Annotated in this window: 2 protein-coding genes; both read right to left on the bottom strand. The window is 36.2% G+C overall.

What is annotated here, in order from left to right:
* Positions 1–424: 424 nt before the first annotated feature.
* Positions 425–604: a hypothetical protein gene (locus tag I6F65_RS21170; RefSeq protein ID WP_197114792.1), complete on the bottom strand. Its 180-nt coding sequence runs from the start codon at positions 602–604 to the stop codon at positions 425–427.
* Positions 605–709: 105 nt separating this feature from the next.
* Positions 710–1,828, bottom strand: a complete 1,119-nt coding sequence (locus I6F65_RS21165; RefSeq protein ID WP_197114791.1) for an ISAs1 family transposase — start codon at positions 1,826–1,828, stop codon at positions 710–712.
* Positions 1,829–2,077: the final 249 nt, after the last annotated feature.

The following is a 2,077-nucleotide window of genomic DNA, read 5'->3' as shown; positions in this document are numbered from 1 at the left end:
ATGTTAATCTGCAAAGATTTGCTGTTGGAACGACTGCAGAAATTAATAGTGATAAATACTATTTCGGAATTTATGATAAAAAAGGAATTAAAAATATGGATAAAGCTCTATTTGAAGGTGCTTGTTCTGGGTTTTAACTTATATCAAACGCTGACAGCTCTAAATCTATCTATGTGATTTATAATAATTGTAAAATACCCATAAATTGGTTTGCTCAAGTATTTAAGTCTAAAACGAACTAGATACCCTATCAGTAATTAATAAAACTCACCTAAAATACGTAAATAAAAATGCTCAAAACATCGAGATGAGTTAATAAAACAAAAAAGCCCATATTAGGAATTAACCTAACATGGGCTTTTTTATTCTCGCTATTTTATATCATGCTTTAGTAACCACTTTTAAAACACGTTATAAAGTTTTTTTATAACGCTAGTTCTTCTTTAGCGCGAGTTAAGTTGTGCGATACCATTGTACTTGTAGACATTTCGTTTGCTTCGTATAAATCAGTAAGGTCAGCAGTGTCGTTGTTCGCTTTTAAACGTGCAACACCACGACTAGTTTTAAGGCTAAATCTAAATAATACAGATGAGAATAGCTGCATCGTTCTGCTGAAACCAGCACACCCTAGATCTGCAATACAAATAATTGAAATTGATAAAGTTAAAGTTAAAGACCGTATGAGTCAGGGCAAGAGCATGAAAAAACACTATAGATTCAATACCTTTTCAAGATAAGCTGTACTGCGCATCGCTTTCTTCTGCTTTGCTGGCATACCTTTACTAAAACTGGTTTCAGCCTTTAATTGATTAAATGCGATATGCCTCAGCCCTGCAAATACTGGCGCTGCACCTTCGCGCCTAATTCGGCACTCATCTTCTTTAAATCCTACGTCTAAACGCCAATGTAATCCGTTCTCTATTTGCCAATGTTGCCGCGCTGACCTTGCCAATTCTTCCGCCGTTAAATATGCTGAACTGATATAGTACCTATAACATAACTCATTGCTTACTTTACCTTTTTCCTTTCTGTAGGAAACAATAACGCCCACCGTCTTTGCACCTTCCCAGTGTATCGTTTCTGATAAATCACTTACGTCATGACGCACCGCACAACACCTAAATTCCTCTCTGTTTTTTTGATAATCAGCTTCATTAAACAAAATCCCCTCAGACGCTTGTCGTGTCACCTCCGGTAATAAAGCCCTCTCTATTTGCGATAAAAGTCCTTTATGATTTGCTTTCACGGCAAGAAGATAATTAGCTTCTTTGCTCACTATTTTTTCTGTAATTGATTTTTGACATCCCATGGCGTCAATTGTGACTAAGCACCCCTTTATCTCAAGTAACTCAAGAAGTGTTGGTAACGCCGTTATTTCATTCGACTTTTTATCAACAGGGCATTGCGCTAAAACGACACCATTTTCGCATGCAAATGCACTGACCATATAAAGTGCATCGCGCCTATCTGACTGATTAAATGACCCTTTTAAGCATTTCCCATCAATAGCTACGACGTCGCCTTGGGTTAATTTCGCGCATGCTTTCATCCAAGAAGAAAAAGAGTCTTGGAATTGTGTCATGTCGATACGGCTCAGCACACGAGCAATTGTGTCATGGCGAGGGATGCCTTGCTCTAGGGGAACATATTTCCTGAGCCAATCTAATCTGTCATGACCAAAATCTTCAATATCCTCCCAGCCTTGGCATCCAGACACAACAGCGCTAACGGCTAAGAATATGATATCAAATAGTTTATGAATCACTTTACCTTGTTGTCGAGGGTCATCGATTGTTTCGAAATATTTAAATAACTGAATATTAGGCATGGGTATACTCCTTAAAAAAGAAGTATAAGATCATATTTTTAAGTCAAGGTAAAGTTCGTGATCTTGCCCTGCCGTATGAGTATTATCACTTAAATCTATCCTACAAAACATTGAACATGATATGTTAACTAAAAAAGCAAATTTAAAAAATTGCTTCAACGATATATTAAAATGAAGATTCAAATGAATACACTTTCTTTAAATATAAAAGCACTAAAAATTACTTTTATGTGTATTACTCTAACTTTA

Origin of the sequence: Pseudoalteromonas sp. SWXJZ94C, from assembly GCF_015864385.1 — a bacterium.
Lineage (GTDB): Bacteria > Pseudomonadota > Gammaproteobacteria > Enterobacterales > Alteromonadaceae > Pseudoalteromonas.
This window is presented reverse-complemented; position numbering and strand designations above follow the sequence as displayed.